Raw genomic sequence first — 18,071 nt, forward strand, 5'->3', positions numbered from 1 at the left:
AATTTCGTGAGCAGCCGCGCCCAAGGTTCGTTGGTGCTAAGCAAGCGTTGCCGCTGCTCCAACCGTTGCCGGCAATCGCGGAGATAGACTTGCATATGTTCATGCAGCGACCCGTTGTCCGGATCAAAGGCGACGCCCGGCTTGGGGTTGAAATGTGCGACCGTTTGCTGCCACTGCTGCAGGCATGTTTCCTCCGCGCCCTGTTTCACCGCTGTGGCAATTTCTGCCTCACGCCGCTCGCGCCAGCGCTCAAAGATGCCCATGTAGTTGAAGTTGCAGTTCACCAGGAGTTCCATCAGGTGGTGCTTCCAACGGGCGGAGGTGCGCTTGGTAGCTAGTTTCATCCCCTGGCCGATCAGTAGCGGTACGTAGGCTTTATGCCGGTAGGTGAGCTCCGGCAGTGCCTTCTCGTCAAACAGGTTGCGCAGGGCATGCCGGATTTCCCGGCCGTACACGGCGGGGAGCTCGTGCCGCTCGATGGCCGTGCAGATTACCGGCAGCTGGCGGTCTACTAACGTTTGGAGATGCTCGCGCTCGTGGCGCGGCAGCGGGCGGTCAGCGTCGATTAATGCCGCGCGGCCGTCCAGCAGCTCGCCGAGCAGCCGATCGAGGGCCTGCCGTATCGGGGCTGGCCATGCCTGCCGATCGATGAGGCGGTCTACCTTATGGTGGTATTGGTTAAACTGGAGCGCCAGCATGTCGGGCGTCGCGCAGCGCGACAGGCCTTGCTGGAAGGCGACCGACAACTCCTCCGTAAGCCGGACGATTTCCAGGAGCCGTTCTCCGTTTGGTTGGTCTGCCGTTGGCAACCGCGACCATTCGGACAATTTCTTTTCGAGTGTACGTACGTGTTCAACCATGGTTCTTTTGTTTGGTCAGTTAGCATAATCCACAAAGGTAGGGCAGGCGCCGGAGGTATACCTGCGCCTGGAGGCGCAAGTTTGCGGTGGAGCTGGCTATCGTAACGATGGAAGCTGGAAAAGGGACCGGATAATAGGGTATGATACGATATTCCCCTTTTTTGATACGATTCTAGTATATAAAAAAACAGTTTATGCAGTCATTTGCGGTACAATTATGAGCGCCGTGAATTAGCCATGAGCATCATTGTATTAAAATTTCACAATTATGGAAAGAAATTACCTTATCAACACCTATCTGAAAAAGTTAACCGGCTTTTTCGTGATGGCCATTGTGTCCCTGAACGTGATGGGGCAAAACACAGCGGCCGCGCAGCAGCCTTCGATTGTCATTACAGGGATCGTAACCGACCCGGGAGGCAAGCCGCTCCCAGGAGTAAGCGTGGCAGCAAAAGGCTCCGGCACCGGTACGCGAACGGATGACGCCGGGGCCTTCACCATCCGTGTGGATCGCGGAGCCACACTGGTGGTCAGTTATGTGGGGTTTACCACCCAAGAGCGGGTGGTGAATGAATCGAGTCAGCTAAACATGACCCTCGAAAGAAGCGATATCTCGCTTGATGAGGTCATTGTTACGGGTGTCGCCACAGGTACACCCAAGGCCAAGCTGGGATTCTCCATCGAAAAGTTATCATCCGATGAGCTTTCCCAGGTTCCGGCGGTGGATGCGGGCACGGCGCTTCAGGGCAAAGTGGCCGGTGTGCGTGTTACACGCTCAAGTGGCGCTCCCGGCTCCGAGGTAGATGTACAGCTGCGCGGCGTCAAAATGATTTTTGGCTCCTCGAACCCGTTGTATATCGTGGACGGCGTACTTACCGAAAGTGGACTGGCGGATATCAATGCAGAAGATATTGAGACGATAGAGGTGCTGAAAGGTGCCGCCGCTTCTTCGCTTTACGGCTCGCGGGCCGCAAATGGCGTGGTCAGTATCATGACGAAGCGTGGGGCCAGTGTAGGGGCTGGCAATGTAAAGGTGGATTTTCGAACCGAATATGGGAAAAACGGACTGGGTTTCGTGCCGGGCCGTTCAAAGGCTACCAATCGGTTAATCGAAAACGGAACCGTAAACTATGGCGTTACGGATCTCGATCGCGTTTACGACAACAGCTACCCGACAACATATGACCATATAGACCAGTTTTTCAATCCCGGGAGTTATGTAACGAACCACCTGGGTATCCGGGGCACCTCCCAGAACAGTAAAATCAGTGTATATACCTCGCTGCAACTCACCAAGGAAGAAGGCGTGGTCAAGATGGTAGACGGCATAGCGCGCACAAACGTGCGGTTAAACCTCGACTACCGGATATTGGACAACCTCCTGTTCAGTACCTCCAACCTGTATACGCATACCGATGCTGACAACCGGGCAAGTGGGGCTTTCGGTGCGCTGTTCCGCTCGGACCCTGGAGCTGATTTATTGGCGACCAACATGGATGGTTCCCCGTATTTGGTCAATGCCAACCGGATAGAAAACATCGTCAATCCACTTTATTCCATGACCAACTCGAAGAACGAATCGACATTGGAGAAACTGTTGTCCAATTTTTCCTTGAAGTACGATCCAACCGATTACCTTACGTTTTCCACGGCTTTCGGTACCACGAGATCCATCGGTGAGAACCTTTTTTTAACGCCCAAGGGGCGCTTGCGCTATGACCTTACACCCGAGGTTGGCTACATTTCACGGGGGATGTGGCGTAACAATGAAAAGGTGTTTTCTGCGGATGCCATGTTCCGCAAGCAGTTTGGCGACTTCAATACCACATTTAAGGTGCAATACCTGTATGAATCGTCTAGTTCTTCCAGCTTGAATGGAGGTGGCGGAGATTTGGGTATAGGGGGGATGAATATCACCTCGGTAAACCTCTCTGCCAACCAGAACGCGAGCTCATCCGTTTTCACCACGGTGGCTAACAACGTGGCGGGAATGATGGTGCTGGATTACCAGGATAAGTACATCCTAGACGCCTTGGTGCGCCGTGATGCTTCCTCGCTCTTTGGAGCCGACGTGCGGTGGCAAACATTTTACCGGGTAGCGGGAGCCTGGCGGATCACCGAAGACTTCGAAATAGGTGGCATCAATGAATGGAAGTTGAGGGCTTCGTATGGCGTGGCGGGCCTGAGACCTCCTTTCGAAGCACAGTATGAGGTGTTTGCCCTTCAGAACGGTGTGCCTGGAAATATGGAGACCTTAGGGAACAGGCTGTTAAAACCCTCCTTTTCGAAAGAAACCGAAGTGGGGATAGACATGCAATTCCTGGATAGGTTTTATTTCAGTACCAACTATTCCATTGCAAACAATACAGACCAAATCCTGAAGGTTCCCATTACACCGCTCTCGGGCGCGGCTTTCCAATGGCAAAATGCGGGGACCATCCAGACCCGTGTGCTTGAAGCCAGTCTGAGCGGCAATCTCATCAACAAGGAAGCCTGGGGTTGGAATGCGGGTGTTACATTCGATAAAATCAAGCAACGGATCACCGAGCTAAACGCCATACCCTACATGCTAGACGGTACGCGTTTCCGGATTGAAGAGGGAATCGATTTCGGGGTGTTATACCTTGATCGGTTTGCACGTACCCTGGATGAGGTGGCCAACCAGGTGCCAGAGGGGCGTACGGCCGATGAACTCTTTGCGGTAAATAACCAGGGGTTTGTGGTGCGCCGCAGTGAAATCGGTACCATCAATGAAACACCTATTAAAATCAAGGACGATAACGGCAATATCGTTGCCCTCCCAAGCAAAAGCATGGTGCCTAATTTCAACCTGAATTTTAATACCACCATCCGGTATAAGAACCTTTCTCTTTATACCTTGTGGTCTTACCAGGATGGCGGTGCGTTATATAACCATGCGGTGCGCTACACCACCGAACCGGCACTGTTCGATCAATCGGGCATGCCCTGGAATGAGGTGAAATCAGCAGCTTATTATAGCAACGGCGGCCAACAAATCGGACTGTTAGGCTGGGATAACGACGTACTGGTATTTGATGCCTCATTTCTTAAACTGCGTGAACTTGCGGTTAGTTACGACATCAAGCCCCGGCAGTGGCAATTCATCGATAACATCAAGATCAGCCTTATCGGCCGCAATATCCTCACCCTGACCCATTATCCGGGCTTCGATCCGGAAGGGGTTTCGGCCGATCGCAGCAAAGGAGTAGACACAAACGCGTTCCGGTTTGAATCGAACGAACAATATCCGTTGTACCGGACATTCAGTGGCTCCATAGCGTTATCATTTTAACCAGAAAAATTGAAATCATGAAGAGAATATTGATTTATGTTGTGGCGGTTTTCCTGATGTTACCAAGCTCCTGCAGCTTTTTTGATTCGATGGATATTGCCAATGAAAACCAACCGAATATTAATGATTTGGCCACACCGGCAGAATTCTATTCGCTGTTGAGGAATGGATATAACACGTGGTATAATGGTTCTATCGCCGCCAGCCCCACCATCGGGCTGGCCTGCGCCGAATTTTTCCAGGCCGGTACGCCGGGCTGGGGCTCGGGTACCATGTGGTTCAGGCCCCGGCAGCAACTTTTCAACGACGATACGCCCGACCCGGTGATCATCATCAACTTCGGTGCATGGTACAATTACTACGGAAGCGTGGGCAGCGCCATCAAAATGGCTAACATGTTTGAAGATCCCGAGTTCAAGATTACCCTGGGCGGGGTGGACTATACGAACCGGGCGAAGGCACACGCCTATATCATCCAAGCGCTGCTTTATGGTAATATCGCGCTACTCTATGATAGAGCATACTTATTTACGGAAGAGCATGACGCACTGACGTTTGACTTTGCAGGCAACACGAAAGGCTATCAGGAGGTAATGGATTACGCACTCACCAAGTTGGATATGGCCATCCAACTCATCGAAAACGATGTGGTGGATGACGATCCGGCTTCGGTGATCGCAGGAACCACGTTTAACAAAACGACGTTGCTTCAGTTTGCAAACTCGATGGGCGCCAGGTTCCTGGCGTCAAACCCACGCACGCAGACGGAAAATGCCCAAGTTGATTGGGCCCGGGTGAAGGCATATGCCGAAAAGGGACTGCAATCGGATTTCAAAGTGGCCTACGATGAAGGTTGGCGGGGTAAGGTGATGACACGCGACGTAGGCATGAATTACTTTGCGTTGTATAATATGAACTGGATCCGGACCAGCCAATGGGTGCTCCATAAAATGGCACCCGATGATCCCTATTCGGTTTATCCGATTCCGGTCACGCCGGGAAGTGATAGTTTCAAAGATTGGCCTGCCATTGAGAACTGTCCCGACAGTCGGTTGGATCGCTATTTCAAGTATGAAAACATGCGTAACTGGTTCGGGGCAGATCGTACGGAACGCCCCGGATACGGAACGTTTATTCTAAGCCAATACCGATACTGGCGGTATTATGATATCGTAGAACGTGGACAGGGTATGATTGACCATTTCCTGAAGATGGAAAATGATGCCTACCTGGCCGAAGCGCTGATCCGTATGAACGGCGACAAAGGACAGATTGCCACGCTGATCAACAATTCACGTGTCGCGTTGGGCGACCTGCCACCCGCGCTCGCGACGGAAAGCTATGAGGAACTGGAAGAAAAACTATTTTACGAGCGCTATGTGGAGTGTGATTTGGTGTGGCCGCAGCTGGGCTTTTTCGACCGCCGCCGTGGCAAGGACCAGCTGCTGCCGGGTACCGTACGGCACTTTCCCATTCCCGGACCGGAACTGAAGATGCACGGCCAGTCGTTGTATACATTTGGCGGCCCGGGAAATGAAGGGTAAGGGGTAGCGATCGGAACGGCGCGTTTGAAAACGATAAAGAACAATTTAATCCATGAATATGAAAAAGTTAGTTGCTATACTCGCTATGCTAATCGGCATAGCTACATCGTGTGAGCGGGAACTGGAGTTTGAAACGATATCCGTCACGGAGCCGGCGTTAGAGGTGCAGGTGGAAGGGGTGGCCCAGGGCAATACCTTCCCAAAAATAGAAGGGGCAGCGGTGGAAGTGCTGGACAGTAACGGCCAATCACTGGCAACTGGTACCACCAATGCCAAGGGTAGGGTGGTATTTACCGAGGCGATGTTAGGGCAGAAAGGGACCTTTACCGTACGGGCCCAGAAAGATGGGCTGGTGGGCGAAGGCACGACCCCTTATTTGCTACTGAACGATGGCGTAACGTTGTTTATGTTGACCATCCAATAGGACGTATTGCTGTGACAAAATACGGAACAACGCTATTTTCGGTCGTCATAACGGCTGTTTTATTTCTTTCTTGCGCATCGGAAGAGAAGCCTTTCTTATCGTCGTTAAACGCGGGTAAGGGCTTCCCATTGTACACGACCTATGCGGCGGCGCCCGAGCGGTCTAATTTCGTGCTTGACCAAGGGTATACCTTCCAGTACGACGCGGATAGCGAAGGGGCGGACTTCATTACAGACACGGGCGGCGACATTGCACTGGGGTTCAAACGCGGCGATCAGTGGGTATATCGGGTAGCGGATATGTATCGGCCGCCAACCATCACGGCGAGCTATCCCGATATGGTACGCTTTACCTACAGGCCTTTCGCTGACATGGAGGTAGCAGCGTGGTTCGTGGTGCACAGTTCGACGATGGCCTTGCTCGACCTCCAGATCACCAGCCATGCAGATACGGCAGTGGAGCTAACGGTTTATCCCTTCATGCGAAATGGGGGGCGGGCTTATCAGCAGGTAACACCACACGGCGATCACCTCATTTTCGAGCATCAGGAGTACCCCGATGCATGGACGCTCGGCCATGATGTGCCCTACACCGACAGTATCCGCAACGTTTGGGTCACTTCGGCAAGGCCAACAAGGCTTGGCGCTTTCACCAGCGAGGCCGGCGAACCTTTTCGGGTGCCCAATACCGTGGAGAATGACCGCAAGCCAACCTCCCAGCTCAATGGGCGGGCTTACCTGCCAGGCAAGCAACGCCTCACGAGCGCCGGGCACACGCTGCGTCTCCAGCTCATGGTGGATGCCAACCCGGCCGTGCTCCTCACCGAAAACAGCCCGGTATGGGGCGGTATGCATGCTGCCGTAGATCAGGGCGGGTTCTATCGGATGGAAGCTGCACAGCTGGACCCGACTGCCGAGGCGTTCGCGCTGCAGGCGGTTGATGAAGCCAGTGGTCGTGCTGGCCGGATAACCGGCAAGTTGGAAGGCGCAAGCCAACGGTATGACATCGACCTTACGGAGGTAACCCTGCCACCCATGGTAGACCAAGTAGACCTCCAGCTGAACACGCAACACCACGCGATGCTGCGTTGGGAAGCACCCGCCGGTCAACGCTCGTTTTCGGTGTACCGCAGGCAATACCCGAAACCGCACTACGACCGGCTGGCCACGGTGGCCAGCCACAGCTATATCGATACGACGGCCATGCCAGGGGTTACCTATGGGTACCTGGTGGTGCCGGTCGGAGACGACGGCAGGCTGGGCATGCACCGGAACGAAGTCAGTACTGTCAAGCCAAGCGTATTTATGGAGTTCGTACAGGGTAAGCGGAGTGAAAATCCAGTAGAAAGCCTGCCCTACGCGAAGGTGGTGGCATTTGAGCATGTGCTGCAGCTCGGCGGCGGTGCCACAGAACGCCTGCGGTTCGTCCGCGGTGTGTCGCCACTTGCTGCCCCGGCCGACTCGCTGGTCGCCGAGGCAAGGGAATTGCTGGCCCGCACGTTGGAACCTTACCAACAGCACAATGAGGCATTCTTCGCCAACACGCCGGTTCCGGAATTCGACGACCCGGATAAAAACGCCCTGTATTGGAGTGCCGCCGCCATGATGCGGCAGGTGTTTTACCCGGCCGAGGGTAAGTCGAATTACAATTACTACGTTTTCTCGCGTGAGCCCACGTGGGGGTGGGGGCATGGCGGGCAGGTGTTTCATGAGAGCATCGCCATGCTCGCCTACGCGGATATCGACCCCCAGGGGGCGATGAACTCCCAGCGCGTATACCTCGAGCGGCAATACCCCAATGGCTATATCAACTACCGCACCGGCGGCTACCTCGACGAGATCATTGAACATAACGGTCAACTCACTACCTCGGCGCCTTGGTACGCATGGCTTAATTGGGAGGTTTACCAGATGACCCAAGATACCGTATTTCTCCAGGAGATGTACGGTTCATCCAAGAAGTTGTTCCACTTCATCGTAGATAACCGCGATAGCGATGGTGACGGGCTTTGTGAGTGGGGTGGCCACGCCGTACTCGAATCGGTGCGCGATGCACTCGTGGCGGTATGGGATGAGGTGGGCTTTCCCACGAACTTTGAGAGCCTCGACCTCAATTGCATGCTGGTTAAGGAGGCCAAATCATTGGAGCAGATGGCGCTGGCGCTGGGCCTGACGGAAGAGGCCGCGGCCTGGCGGACCAACCATGAACGGCGTGCTCAGCTTATCAACGATACCTTCTGGGATGAGGCGAACGGGTTTTATTACCAGGTCGACAAAGAAACGCATACGTTTACCCACAAGACGGCAGACGACCTCAAGCGCGACGAAATCATTGGGTTCCTGCCACTTTGGGCTGGCGTTGCCAACGAGGCACAGGCGGAGCGGCTGGTGGAGAAGCTCACGGATACCGCGCATTTCTGGCGCGAATACGGTATTCCTACGTTGTCTGCCCAAGATAGCTATTACAACGACAAGGGGTATTGGAACGGCCCCGTGTGGGTGCAATGGAACTACTTGATTATGCTGGGGCTACAAGATTATGGCTATCACGAAGAGGCCCGCCAGCTGGTAGACCGCGTAGCGCATGGAATGGTCTCGGTATTGAAGGAAACACATAACCTATGGGAGTTTTATAGCCCCGACGAGCCTTGGGGCGGGTATCATAAAACCTATATCTGGGCGGGTATCATCAATCGGATGATGATGGATACCCGGCCGTAATTTTTAATAACTACACGGTAGATAACATGACTTTGACACACAGAACTTACTCGATATGCTTTTTCTTGATGGCTTATCTCTGCTGTATGGAAACCTCGGCTCAGCATTATCTCAACAATCGCGCGCCGCTCGTCAAAAAGCCATATATCGAGCTGCCGTTGGGCGATATCAAACCGCGGGGCTGGCTACACGAGATGTTGGTGCGCCAAAAGGATGGCCTTACGGGGCAGTTGGATATGCTGTATCCGGCGGTGATGGGGCCACGCAACGGGTGGCTCGGGGGCGATGGTGACCAGTGGGAGCGAGGTCCTTACTGGATAGACGGGTTACTGCCCCTGGCTTACCTCTTGGATGACGATACGCTGAAATCAAAGGTACAGCCGTGGGTAGAATGGGCCATCAATAGCCAAAAGCCCAATGGGTATTTTGGGCCGGGTACGGATTATGGGCCGGAGCCTGGCCTACAGCGCGGCAATACGCACGATTGGTGGCCCAAAATGGTTGTACTCAAGATTTTGCAACAGTATTATTCGGCCACCGGCGATGTACGGGTGGTGCGGCTGATGACCAACTATTTCCGTTACCAGTTGAATACGCTCCACGAGAAGCCCCTCGGCCATTGGACCTTTTGGGCCGAATTCCGTTCGGGCGACAACCTGCAGGCCGTTTACTGGCTGTATAACATTACCGCCGATGCTTTTCTGCTCGACCTGGCCGAGTTGATTCACAGCCAAGGTAAAGACTTTACCACCAGGTTTGAGCAGCGCGAAATGTTGACCACAATCGGTAGCATCCATTGCGTCAACCTGGCACAGGGCATCAAAGAACCCATTATCTACTACCAGCAAAACCCCGACAAACGTTTTGTGAATGCCGTAAAGCAGGGATTCCATGATATCCGCAAGTTCAATGGGCAGCCGCAGGGCATGTATGGTGGCGATGAGGCCCTGCATGGCAACAACCCCACACAGGGATCTGAGTTGTGCTCTGCCGTGGAGCTGATGTTTTCACTGGAGAAGATGCTCGAGATTACGGGCGACGTCGACTTTGCGGAGCACCTGGAGAAAGTGGCGTTCAATGCACTACCCACGCAGGTAACCGATGATTTCATGAATCGGCAATATTTCCAACAAGCCAACCAAGTGCAGATACAGCGGCGGGCTTATAATTTTAATATCAACCATGGCGAGACGGACCTCGTATTCGGGCTGCTTACCGGCTATCCGTGCTGCACCTCCAATATGCACCAAGGGTGGCCCAAGTTTACGCAGCACCTGTGGTACGCCACAGACGACGGGGGGATCGCCGCACTGGTCTATTCGCCCAGTGCGGTTACAGCGAAGGTGGCCGATGGTGTTACCGTAGACGTGGAAGAAGAGACACATTATCCGTTTGACGAGTCCATCCGTTTCAGTCTTCGTTTTCCCGATGGCGAAAAGGCCGTTCGTTTCCCTTTTCACTTGCGCATCCCAACGTGGTGTGCCGACGCGGAGATCCGCGTGAACGGGGAACGTTGGGATGGCGCCACCGAGGCCGGGAGCATTTCCGTAATTGACCGTACGTGGCGCCCCGGCGACCGCGTGGAGCTGGCGCTGCCGATGACGGTTACCGCCAGCACGTGGCATGAAAATGCCGTTGCCATAGAACGCGGCCCCGTGGTATACGCCCTCAAGATCGCCGAACGCTGGGAGAAGAAAACCATTACGGACGATCCGGAGCTGTTTGGAAAGTCGTATTACGAAGTATACCCCGAATCGCCGTGGAACTACGGCATCATGGATTTCTCCAATAAGGATATGGATGAAGCGTTTCGTGTGGTAAAACGGCAGGATGTGGATTTCTCCTATCCGTGGAACCCAGCTAATGCGCCGATTGAAATCAAGGCGATCGGCAAGCGCATGCCTTCCTGGAAGCTATACAACGGCATGGCGGGTCCGTTGCCACATAGCGGTATCATCTACGGCATCGACTCTACCAACGCCATGCCCGAAGAAGAGATCACCCTTATTCCATACGGGGCCACCACCTTGCGGATTTCGGCTTTCCCCGTTATTGTACCCTATTAACTAAGAACAATCATGATTGAGATACCTCGTTACGTCTACAAGAAATTCATTACTGCGCTAAGTCTCCTGTTAGGTGCAGGGAGCCTGCACCCGGCGCTTCGCGCCCAGGAACTCCGGGAGTTCACCCTTTCGGAGCATCAAACCGAGGTCTCCGCATTTGTTGATGACCGGGGAAGCACGCTGCGCGCATCCACGCCGATGCCACTCGTTGCTTTTGAAGTTAATGGCCACCCGTTCACCGCTGCCGACGCCGGTGGGGTTGTTGAAATCACCTATGAAGCGGTACCCGGTTTCAGTCCCGGTGCCAAAGGCGTGCTGCGGTTCACCAACATCTCGCCCGATACCTTGGTATTGGCCAACGTGGTGCCGTTGGGCAGCACCGGCAAATCGGTCTACATCACGGGCAGGGGAAAGCATGGCTTATCGCGTTCGCACCTGTTCCTGCCTGGCAGGCAGCCGGTCAACTGCATCCTGCCCGACAACGCCTGGGAGCTGGGTTACAGCGGCACGCCACTCGGCGACGGGATGGCGGTATGTGCGCTTGTGCGCCGCGACCGGGCCAGTGCCCAGCACGCTTCGCTGCGGCGATTTGAAACCACCATCGCCCCAGGTGGATCCATTGCCTACAACTTTTTTGCCGATTTGTACCAGGGCGATTGGCAACAGGGGCTGAAGAAGATTTTCCAGGAGCGCTACCTCTATGACGTAGAAACATTCGACAACAGTTTGTTCGAGCGGGAAGACCTCAAATGGATACGGCATACCTATGTAATGCACCTGATCATGGCATGGGACAAATTCTACTACGACAGCGAAACCGGTAAATCGGGCCTGCCCGCGTTTATTGCGCGAGGGAAACGGCTTTACGGCGGCGATGATGTGATCGGCTTGTGGCCCACATGGCCTACGCTGGGCATCGACCAGCGCAATCAGTTCGACATGTTCCGCGACCTGCCGGGAGGCATGGCTGGGATACGTCGCGATGCCGAGTATTGCCGCAGTCAGGGCACTGCCTTTTTTCTGTGCTACAATCCGTGGGACGAGAGCACCCGCAATGAGGGCCACATGGACGGCATTTATGACTTGATTATGCAAACCGACGCAGATGGCGTGGTGCTCGATACCAAAGGTGGCTCCAGCACGGAGTTGCAAGATGCAGCCGATCGGGCCAAGCCGGGCGTGATCATGTATAGCGAGGGGTTTGCTGTACCCAAAGATATGCAAGGCATCGTGTCGGGCCGCGTACACAATGCGTTGTATTACCCACCCCTGTTCAATCTCAATAAGTTCATCAAGCCGGAGTTTACCATTTACCGGGTGGCTGAGCTGGCGAAGGAACCGATTAAACGCGAGTTTGCCACGGCCTTCTTCAACGGCTACGGCACCGAATTGAATATCTTTGCCCCCGGCCAGCCTGAGTGGGTGGATGAGCAATACCGCTACCTGGGCCGAACCAGCAGGATACTGCGCGAAAACACCCATAATTTCTTGGCGAATGAATATATACCGCTCATCCCTACGCTGGTAGACAGTGTGTATGTAAACCAGTGGCCCCTGGCCGACAAGACCATTTATACCATCTATAGCATCAAGCCCGAGGGTTTTGACGGGCCGTTGTTTGAGGTTGTTCCAACCGAGGAGACCCATTTTGTGGACCTGTGGAACCACGAGGAGGTGACCCCCGTCCAACGGAACGGAAAGCATTATATAACCGCCCGTGTGCATGCTTTTGATCGGTTTGACTTAGGCACAAATAACGAAGGTGAGGTAGGATGTGTAGCGCAGTTGCCTGCCGTACTGGACGTGGCGTTGCATAACAACATACTGCGCGTCCGCGCTTCCCGGGGGACGACCATCAACGTGTGGACCGGAGCGCCCGATTACGAGAAAACGCCTTTGGAGCTGCCTGTGGGTGACCATGAGCTGGACGTGTTCCAGTATTTCGGGCGCCATGAAGGTAAGTTGGTGGTCCAGGTATTTGAGGAGGGCATTTTGCTCGACGAGCGGGTGGTTACCATGAAGGCGGGCACCCCGCGGCTGGCGAGCCGCGTTACGCCTTCGGCTGCCGCAGGCAGCACGCAGGGTATGGTAGCGATACCGGCAGGCGCGTTTGAATTCCACGCTACCCATGGCGACGAGTTTATTGCCTATCCCGACCACAACGAAGGGCATACCGTTAAGCTGCCGGGTTTCTGGATGGATAAACACCCGGTTACGAATGCCGATTTTCTACAATTCATGGAGGCAGCCGATTACCAGCCCAGTGACACCAATAACTTCCTGAAGCATTGGCGCAATGGACGGCCCGTGAAGGGCCAAGAACAGTTTCCTGTCGTCTACGTGAGTTATGAAGATGCGCAGGCATACGCCCGGTGGGCAGGCAAGCGATTGCCTACCGAAGTGGAGTGGCAGTATGCCGCCCAAACGCCGGATGGTCGGGCGTGGCCCTGGTCTAAAAACACCGAACACATTACCCGGGAGCTGGAGCCGGTAACGAACAGCCTCACGGTTTACAAGATCAAGGGCATCGACCCCAAGCTGGCCAATTTGGGCGATGGAAAACCGTATCCTGTCGGGCGGTACAAGCGCGGTGCCAATCCGTACGGGTTGGAAGATCTGGTGGGGTCCGTGTGGCAGCTGACCAACGATGTGTACAAGAGCGGTTCATATACGTATATCATGATGAAGGGTGGCTCGTATTTCAATCCCACATCCAGTTGGTGGTACGTGCAAGGCGGTCCGCGCGAGCTGCACTACCGCCAATATTTGCTTCGCGTTTCGCAGGGTTTTGAACGTAATGCCACCGTGGGGTTCCGTTGCATCAAGGACAAGGAATAAATACCGGAAACGTACGGTATCTTGGTAGAAAATGGTTAATTTAACTCGCTTAACACGTGAGAGAGGATGCATTTTTTGAACGGTATAAGTCGGATAGTGGGATTAGGCGCCGTGCTGATGGCGGTTGGCTTCGCGGTATGTTTCGGGCAGGAACTCCACCAGGGACAAGGCAACTATTATTTTCGGAGCCTACAGGTGGAAGATGGGCTGTCACAGAGCTCCGTGTACACCATTTTCCAAGACCAACAAGGCTACATGTGGTTCGGTACCCAGGATGGGTTGAACCGTTATGACGGCCACACGTTCAAGGTGTTCAAGAAGAATAGCCGCGATAGTTGCAGCTTGGGGAATAATACGGTTACGGCGATTAGTCAGGACAGCCAGGGGATAATATGGGTAGGCACCGGCGACGGTGCCTACCGTTACGACCCGCACACCGGGGAGTTCAGGCGATACACCACCCAAACGGCCGATGGCGAACAAGTGGAGGGCCTGGTGCGGGATATCCAGGTGGATCAGCAGGGTAATGTGTGGATGGCCGTGTTTAATAAGGGCATTTTCCGCGCTACCGCATCGGGTGCATTGGATTATTTCAACCTCACTACGGATAGTAGCCCTGCGCCGGTTTGGATTCGGCGCATTGCATTTGATACCAACGGCCGTGTGTGGGTGGGCACTTACCATCAGGGTATGTATTGCCTCGAACCCGAGCGGGGCACCGTTACCCAATATCTTATCCGCCCCAACTCGGTTACCGGCCAGGATAACGATGTGAACGATATATTTTTGCTCGACGCCGAAAACCTATTGGTGGGTACCACCAACAGCGGCGTGCAACTATTTAATTTACGGACCTTATCGTTTGTGCCACTGCTCGAACACGATAGCCAAGGTAAGCCGTTGTATGTGAGGAGGATTTCCCGGTCGGATAACGGTGAGCTCTGGATAGGCACGGAGAGCGGCCTCTACATCTACCATCCCCAGTCCCGGCAATATGAAAACCTGCGCCATGTTAATGGCGACAGCTTTTCTATCACAGACAATGCCGTACATGCCATTTACCAAGACCGCGAGGGGGGCATGTGGTTGGGTACTTTTTTTGGTGGTATCAATTACTACATCAAGCCTTATAGCCTCTTCGAGAAATATTACCCCGTAACGGGTGGCAATTCCATCAAGGGAAAGAGCATCAGCGAGTTTTGCCAAGTGGATGATGGTCATATCTGGATCGGCACGGAAGATGCCGGGCTACACCGGTTTAATCCCGTAACCAAGCAATTTACCAACAGCTACCTGCCCGCCACCAACATCCATGCGCTGATGCATGATGGCCACCACCTCTGGGTGGGCTCGTTTACCGAGGGGCTATTCGTTGTCGACCTCCGCACCGAACACTACAAGCAGTACAAGAGTTCGTCAGCACCAGGCTCGCTGATAAACAACAACATTTATTCGATTTACAAGGATTACTCCGGCACCATTTGGATAGGCACCATGATGGGGTTATGTCGTTACGACGTTACCACCGATACCTTCATTCCTGTGCAGGATTCGCTGATCAGGACACAGGTAAACGACATCGTGGAAGATCATCGCGGCGTGCTTTGGTTTGCGACCATCGGCGGTGGACTCTACGCGTACGATCGTAGCACCGACACGTGGAAGCATTATGCGACACCCATTGCCGGCGATGGCACCAGCGGTAAAATAACGTGTTTGCTTTATGACAAGCAGAATCAGCTATGGCTCGGCACCGAGGGGGCCGGCATGTTTCGATACGACCGACAGCGCGACACGTTCACCGACTTTTATTCCGAAGATAATGGCCTGCCCAACAACGTCATTTATCAACTTGTTGCCGACCTTTCCGGCCATATTTGGGGGAGTACCAACAACGGCTTATTCAAGTTTGACAGCAAAGATCACAGCATCAACATATATACGCACGCCAATGGGCTCCTTGGCGATCAATTTAATTATAAATCGGGTTTCCATAGCCAAGAAGGTAAGTTGTATTTTGGTGGCATCAAAGGTTTCGTGGCCTTTTCGCCCTATACGATTTGGCAAAATGAAGTGCCGCCGCCCGTGGTGATTAACAGTATTCAACTGTATAACAAAGAGCTGGTGGGTGAGCGCGAGCTGGAAATTCCACACAATGCCTCGGTGTTTAGCATCAGTTTCGCTGCGCTAAGCTATGTGTCGCCCCAGCGTAACAACTACGCCTATATGCTCGAGGGGAAGGATAGTGAGTGGATTCATACCGATTACCAGTCGCGGGTTACGTATTCGAATCTCCCACCCGGTAACTATGTTTTCCGCGTGAAAGCCTCCAACAGCGATGGGGTCTGGAACGAAACGGGGGCTAGCGTAACGATCCATGTACTGCCGCCCTTTTACCGCACCGGGTGGGCTTACTTTATTTATTTTCTGCTTTTTGCTTTGTTGACGTATTCGGTGGTGCGGTATTTTACGGATCGGGCCCGTGCGCGTAATAAAAAGATTTTGCAGAAAATTGCCCGTAAAAAGGAGAAAGAGCTTTACGATACGAAAATCGACTTTTTCACCAACATAACCCACGAAATTCGTACGCCCCTTAGCCTCATTAAGGCGCCTTTGGAAGAAATTATGAAGCATACAGAGCCAGCCGATGACCACTGGGAAAACCTATCGATTATGGATCGTAACACCAACCGGTTGCTGAAGCTGGTGAATGAATTGCTCGATTTCCGTAAGGCAGAAGCGAAGGGCGTAGCGGTTCACTTCGTTCAAACGGATGTCGCTTTTGTTATTCGGGATGCGGTTAGTCGGTTTGTTTCGACTGCCAAGTTAAATGGAATTCAAATCGATACGACATTGCCCGCTGGCGTTGTTTATATTGATTTGGATAGCGAGATCTTCAACAAAGTTTTCAGCAACCTGCTGCACAACGCATTGAAGCACGCGAAGCAACGTGTCAGCGTGTCTTTGGCCGAGGTTGACGGCTACGTGCGGGTCGCGGTAGCGAACGATGGTCAGCCCATCACACCAGATGCCGCGGAAAAGATCTTTCTCCCATTTTTTAAGCTCGATGAAAAATCGCAGGGGTCGGGATTAGGCCTTGCGTTCTCCAAATCCTTGGCCGAACTACATAATAGCAATCTTTATCTGGTGCAATCGGCGGCGGAGACCACGTTTAATTTCGAGCTTCCGCTCCGTCAGTCATGCCATGAGCGGTATGAAGATGCTTTGGATCCGGCCGTTAGCGATGGTTTCCAGCAGCAACTCGCTGAAGTAAACGATATGTTGCGATTGGACGTTAAGAAAGCCATTCTCCTTGTAGAAGACAATGTTGAGTTCCGGCATTTCGTGGCGGGTCAACTTCAGGACGATTACCATGTGATCATGGCCGACCATGGTCAGGAAGCAATTGAGCGATTAGCGGAAGAGCACGTCGATATCATTATCTGTGACATCATGATGCCGGTTATGGATGGCATTTCGTTTTGTAGGTATGTGAAAGAGAACCTGAAGTTTAGCCATATTCCCGTCATCCTGCTTACCGCCAAAACGAGCCTTCAATCAAAGATTGCCGGACTGAAAACCGGGGCCGATGAATATATAGAAAAGCCCTATTCTATTGCGTTTTTGCGAGCGCGCATAGCGAATCTGCTTGAGGGGCGTCGGAAAATACGGGAGGCCTACCAAAAGCTGCCCGAAACAGCCTATGAAACGATGGCGCATTCAAAGGCAGATGAATATTTTCTCAATGAGTTGATAAAGACCATCCACGCCCGTTTGGACGAAGTGGACCTCGACGTTGACAAACTGGCGGATGCATTGAATATGAGTCGCGCGACTTTTTACCGCAAGGTTAAACAAATATCTGAACTGACGCCCAACGATTTCATCAGGCTGGTACGCCTTAAAAAAGCGGCAGAATTGCTCCGGGCGAAGGATTATCGGATTAGTGAAATCGCTTATCTGGTAGGGTTCAATTCGCCATCCTACTTTACGAAATGTTTCCAAAAACAATTCGGCGTGTTGCCTAAGGATTTCGAGCGAATCGGCACGTGATTTATTTTGTGGTTTGTCTATTTTAAGGTGGTTTGGTCGGATTAATTACAATTTGAGGTGAAAAGTGAAGCTAACATTAAAATGCATCGATTTTTAAGGTTAGATCAGTGATTAGCTACTGCTTTAAGGTCAAATATGGATGTCGCCTTAAAAATAAGCTAATTTTAAGGTGACCGGTAAAGAGTACCTGCCTACTGGCATTTCAGAAACGTGTGGTAAAAGGTGTTTGCATAATCCACAAAGGTAGGGCAGG

8 protein-coding genes are annotated in these 18,071 nt (G+C 53.1%); 7 read left to right on the forward strand and 1 reads right to left on the reverse strand.

Going from position 1 to position 18,071, the window contains the following annotated elements; all coding sequences use genetic code 11:
• Positions 1-860: hypothetical protein (locus ACO1NT_RS03710; protein ID WP_449047053.1), on the reverse strand; the 860-nt coding region annotated here is incomplete at its 3' end.
• 268 nt (positions 861-1,128) lie between these two features.
• Here ACO1NT_RS03710 and ACO1NT_RS03715 point away from each other — a divergent pair.
• From ACO1NT_RS03715 to ACO1NT_RS03745, 7 genes are all read left to right on the forward strand, one after another.
• Positions 1,129-4,173: a SusC/RagA family TonB-linked outer membrane protein gene (locus ACO1NT_RS03715; protein ID WP_449047054.1), complete on the forward strand. Its 3,045-nt coding sequence runs from the start codon at positions 1,129-1,131 to the stop codon at positions 4,171-4,173.
• A 17-nt stretch (positions 4,174-4,190) separates the two neighbouring features.
• Positions 4,191-5,717, forward strand: coding sequence for a hypothetical protein (locus ACO1NT_RS03720; protein ID WP_449047055.1), 1,527 nt, complete (start codon positions 4,191-4,193; stop codon positions 5,715-5,717).
• Between the two features lie 58 nt (positions 5,718-5,775).
• A complete protein-coding gene (locus ACO1NT_RS03725; protein WP_449047056.1) occupies positions 5,776-6,141 on the forward strand; it encodes a hypothetical protein in 366 nt (121 codons plus the stop codon).
• Between the two features lie 11 nt (positions 6,142-6,152).
• The gene (locus tag ACO1NT_RS03730) at positions 6,153-8,861 is read left to right on the forward strand and encodes an MGH1-like glycoside hydrolase domain-containing protein (RefSeq protein WP_449047057.1); all 2,709 of its coding nucleotides are present in this window, start codon (positions 6,153-6,155) and stop codon (positions 8,859-8,861) included.
• A gap of 86 nt (positions 8,862-8,947) precedes the next feature.
• Positions 8,948-10,927, forward strand: a complete 1,980-nt coding sequence (locus ACO1NT_RS03735; protein ID WP_449047058.1) for a beta-L-arabinofuranosidase domain-containing protein — start codon at positions 8,948-8,950, stop codon at positions 10,925-10,927.
• Between the two features lie 12 nt (positions 10,928-10,939).
• The gene (locus ACO1NT_RS03740) at positions 10,940-13,765 is read left to right on the forward strand and encodes a formylglycine-generating enzyme family protein (protein WP_449047059.1); all 2,826 of its coding nucleotides are present in this window, start codon (positions 10,940-10,942) and stop codon (positions 13,763-13,765) included.
• A gap of 75 nt (positions 13,766-13,840) precedes the next feature.
• A complete protein-coding gene (locus ACO1NT_RS03745; RefSeq protein WP_449047060.1) occupies positions 13,841-17,818 on the forward strand; it encodes a hybrid sensor histidine kinase/response regulator transcription factor in 3,978 nt (1,325 codons plus the stop codon).
• Positions 17,819-18,071: the final 253 nt, after the last annotated feature.

The organism is Parapedobacter sp. (assembly GCF_053550995.1).